This window comes from Pradoshia sp. (genome assembly GCF_051873915.1).
Lineage (GTDB): Bacteria > Bacillota > Bacilli > Bacillales > Pradoshiaceae > Pradoshia.
On record NZ_JBJEFJ010000091.1, the window covers coordinates 1 to 3,650 of the forward strand.

6 protein-coding genes are annotated in these 3,650 nt (G+C 42.7%); 3 read left to right on the forward strand and 3 right to left on the reverse strand.

Translation table 11 applies throughout. The features are described 5' to 3' along the window. Positions 1–300: hypothetical protein (locus ACI35L_RS08595; protein ID WP_439802670.1), on the forward strand; the 300-nt coding region annotated here is incomplete at its 5' end. A 238-nt stretch (positions 301–538) separates the two neighbouring features. Continuing rightward, positions 539–703 carry a hypothetical protein gene (locus ACI35L_RS08600; RefSeq protein WP_197089909.1) on the forward strand — a complete coding sequence of 55 codons (165 nt, stop codon included), beginning with the start codon at positions 539–541 and terminating at the stop codon, positions 701–703. Between the two features lie 190 nt (positions 704–893). Here the strand turns inward: ACI35L_RS08600 and ACI35L_RS08605 are convergent, their stop codons facing one another. Together ACI35L_RS08605 and ACI35L_RS08610 are read right to left on the reverse strand one after the other, a co-directional pair. Then, positions 894–1,601 carry a DNA alkylation repair protein gene (locus ACI35L_RS08605; protein WP_049670386.1) on the reverse strand — a complete coding sequence of 236 codons (708 nt, stop codon included), beginning with the start codon at positions 1,599–1,601 and terminating at the stop codon, positions 894–896. A 120-nt stretch (positions 1,602–1,721) separates the two neighbouring features. Continuing rightward, positions 1,722–2,249 carry a YceI family protein gene (locus tag ACI35L_RS08610; protein WP_439802671.1) on the reverse strand — a complete coding sequence of 176 codons (528 nt, stop codon included), beginning with the start codon at positions 2,247–2,249 and terminating at the stop codon, positions 1,722–1,724. A 234-nt stretch (positions 2,250–2,483) separates the two neighbouring features. On the opposite strand from ACI35L_RS08610, the gene ACI35L_RS08615 reads away from it, so the two are divergent. Then, positions 2,484–3,206, forward strand: coding sequence for an SGNH/GDSL hydrolase family protein (locus tag ACI35L_RS08615; protein ID WP_439802672.1), 723 nt, complete (start codon positions 2,484–2,486; stop codon positions 3,204–3,206). 36 nt (positions 3,207–3,242) lie between these two features. On the opposite strand, the gene ACI35L_RS08620 is transcribed toward ACI35L_RS08615, so the two are convergent. Beyond that, positions 3,243–3,650: DUF2071 domain-containing protein (locus ACI35L_RS08620; RefSeq protein WP_439802673.1), on the reverse strand; the 408-nt coding region annotated here is incomplete at its 5' end.

Consider the following 3,650-nt stretch of genomic DNA (forward strand, 5'->3'; position numbering starts at 1 on the left):
ATACATGCGGGCTTTGACTCTGCAGGAATAGACTTTCTGGGAGTATGTATACAACACCACTTTGGTCATCATATTCGATTGATAGGAGCTTTGTCCTCCTCCTTGGTAGTGTTGGAGAAAGAGGGAGTCATCCAATTCTCCAATCATCTCGTCAATGACTCTGGAGACTTGTTTTTTTGGAATCTAGTCTTGGATATCAAAAATTATGGTGGCTTGATGATTATTATGAGGGTAAAAGTCAGATTGTTCCGTTTAATGAAAAAAGCAGGTCTCTCTTCTTCAATGGAGAGTGGATGCTGAAAGTGCCCAGGAGGCTCCTCGACCGTCCCTATGTTCGCCGCCACCTATAACAAAAATAATCAACATCTTCGTTTAACAACGCTTGAAAATGTGAAAGAGAGGCAGTCCCTCAAAATCAATCTTCATTAACTTATGGGACAGCCTCTTTTCATCATATAAACATCTATTAACTATCATCCCAAATAACTGAAAAAATATGGTAATATACTTATAAAGTATATTACAGAGGAGTTCATTTATGGAGACATTAGCTTACCTAGGACTTATTCCTATATTAATCAATTTAGGCATTCTCATTTTTTCTGTTTATGTTGCCATTACTGCTTTAAAGTTAATGAAAGAGAAGAATGGATATCTCAAGGAAATTCGGGACGAAATCAAGAAAAGCAATCATGTCCAATAACTTAGCGATACACAGAAACACCGCCTATGGCGGTGTTTTTGGTTGTTTCTTCTAGCTAGCTTTTTTCAATCTGCTATTTCATTCGACTTGTATGATGGCAAGCCCTTTTTATACGATTTTTTCAATTTTGAGTCGCTACTCTGATATAGCAGGCAGGCCCTTTACGTTTTGTATCTCTATTCGAAAAGAATTAGCATCTCACATACTTTCGTTTAAACCCTAGCCTTCCTTTGGCCATATCTTTTTGAATGTTTTCATAGGCATGTAAGTAGCTGCTCTTTTTCTTTTCCCGCTTAATCTCTACCTTCCCTACTGCCGCTGCCGTCTCAAGCGCCTTTTCATTCAGGGGGACAAAGGAAATTCCAACCGTATAGAGGAATAGATTCATAGCCGCTTTTGTTCGCTCAGGTGCTTCATGAATCTCCTTCTTCACAATTTCAAGCATATGGGCGATCTTTTCTTTAGAAAACTGATCGTCCGGGCGGTTTCCTAAAAGCCAGCAATAGCAGCTCCAGCCCGCAGACATTCTCAGCTCGTCCCCGCTCGCGATCCACTTATCCGCCATTTCCTGTGCAAGCTGGGACTCCGATAAGGTCACGGCCACCACATAATCGGACAGCATATAGAAATAGGCCTTATCCATCCAGCGATTGAAATCTTTCTCTGTCATGGACTTCGGGTCGGCAATAATCCCCGCGAAATACATGGCATCATAGTTCCCAGTCGCATAAAGCTCCTCAGCCAATGGTTGGTTGATGCCTATTTTTTTGGCGATTGGCTTCATGGCACCTGTGGCCACGCCAAATAGCGGTTCGTGCGCACCATTTGAAAGATATATTTTTTTCGTTCGCTCCTTGCCCAACGCTTTAAGCTCCTGCATAACGGTTTCGGCATCCATTCATCTACTACTCCTTTTTTCTTCTATCTTATACAACAATACTCTGGGCGTATACATTGTATTGTTCGTTCATAAGAAAAAGGCCGTCCACTACGGACAGCCCTTTATTGTATGGATTTATTATGCCTGCGGGTTAAGCTCAAGCTCTAAATTGATCTTAATATCTTTGCCGACCAATACGCCCCCTGTTTCTAACGCTGCGTTCCAAGTCAATCCGAAGTCTTCGCGATTGATGGTTGTTTCTCCTTCAAAGCCATATACTTCAACGCCCCAAGGGTTTGTTCCCTTTCCGTTGTAGGTTACATCAAAAGTGACAGGTTTTGTGACATCCTTAATCGTAAGGTCGCCTGTTACTTCATAGTCAGATTCAGCGCCAGTTATGGATGTAGAATGGAATTTTATGGTTTCATATTTCTCCGCATCAAAGAAGTCCGGTGATTTCAAGTGATTATCGCGGTCGTCGCTTTTCGTGTTGATGCTTGCGACATCAATCGTGAAGCCAATCTTTGCTGTAGTCAAATCCGCTAGATCTGCCGCTTCTACTTCAGCCGTATACTCCTCGAAGCTCCCTTTTACCTTGGATACCATCATGTGTTTCACCTGAAAACCGATGTGTGAATGTGAGTTATCAACTGTGTACTTTGCCATTTTTATCTACTCCCTTTGTTTGTTTACCTCGAATTCGAGATATATTAGGATAAAAAACCCCTTCATTTGTTTATCCCATTGTTTATTTCCTATATAGCTAACTATAAACCTTTTATATCTTGAAGTCAAGATATTTTAATTCGAATTTTTATTCTCCTTATCTCTTTCGTGAAATTCACGTCAGAAAATTGTAAAATAAAGAGAGAAAGAGATTAGATAAAGGAAGTCTTGGCCATGAAAATCATTTGTTTTGGAGACAGTATCACACGCGGAGTTACCTATATGAAGGGACGGCTTCGCATCATAAAACAAAATTATCCAACTATCCTTCAAGATTGGTTCGGACAGAAGGAAGGTCCACCTATCGAGGTGGTAAACAAGGGCGTCTTTAATGATAACTCAGCACACCTATTAGAACGGCTGGAGAAAGATGTACTGGCGGAGCATCCTGCTATCGTACTGATTGGCATTGGCGGAAACGATTGTAATTTCAAATGGGCTGAGGTGGCCGAATTTCCAAGAGATGACCATACACCAACCGTGCCTCTTGATTCTTATATCGAGAATATCAAAACCATCATATCGAAAGTAAAAGAGGAAGGAATTACCCCTATCCTGCTTGCCATGCCGCCTCTAGATCCGGTGCGCTATTATGAATACACTGCCCATCTATTCAGCTCTAAAATCAGTGAATGGATCTGCAGGACTGGCGGGATTGAGCATTGGCATGGGATGTACAACCGGGCATTGAAGAAGACGGCAAAGGAACTCGGCGTGAAATTTATTGACATCCGCACTGCCATGAAGAAGGCCGGCGAGCTTAAAGTACTAATCAGCGATGACGGCATTCACCCGACTGAGGCGGGTTATCAAGCGATTGCTTCAGAAATCTACCACTCTCTTCTCTCCATCCTAAAGAAGGAAGAGGATGCAGCAAAACCTTACAGCCTTTCATGAATAAACAAGACCCCCTTCAAAACAGGCAGGTCTTGTTTATTCTTCTGCCCTTCCAACAATTTCTGGCGGATAGAACATGAATCGTTTCATCCTGGCGTAATGCAGCAAGCGCGGTTCAATCGGTGGGGTTCCATCCTCCATAAAGCACAGCATCGTGTTGGCATGAATGTCTGCACTCACGCCTGATACTTTCCAAGCATCATGGTGAATATCACCGCGCAGAATTCGGCTGCCATAATAGGAATATAGGCAATATCGCTCAAGCAGCCAGTAATCCAATGTGTTTGGCATGGGCTCCTGCATTCTCTCCTCTCGGGTATAGCTGACCTCGAAATGATAGTCCCCCTTCCCTCTTGTCCGCTCACTCTTCATGTAGAATTCATTGCCAGATTGCCTGAATTCCATTTTCGCAATCTTATAAGGAAGCGCCGTTGCTGCCCGCGC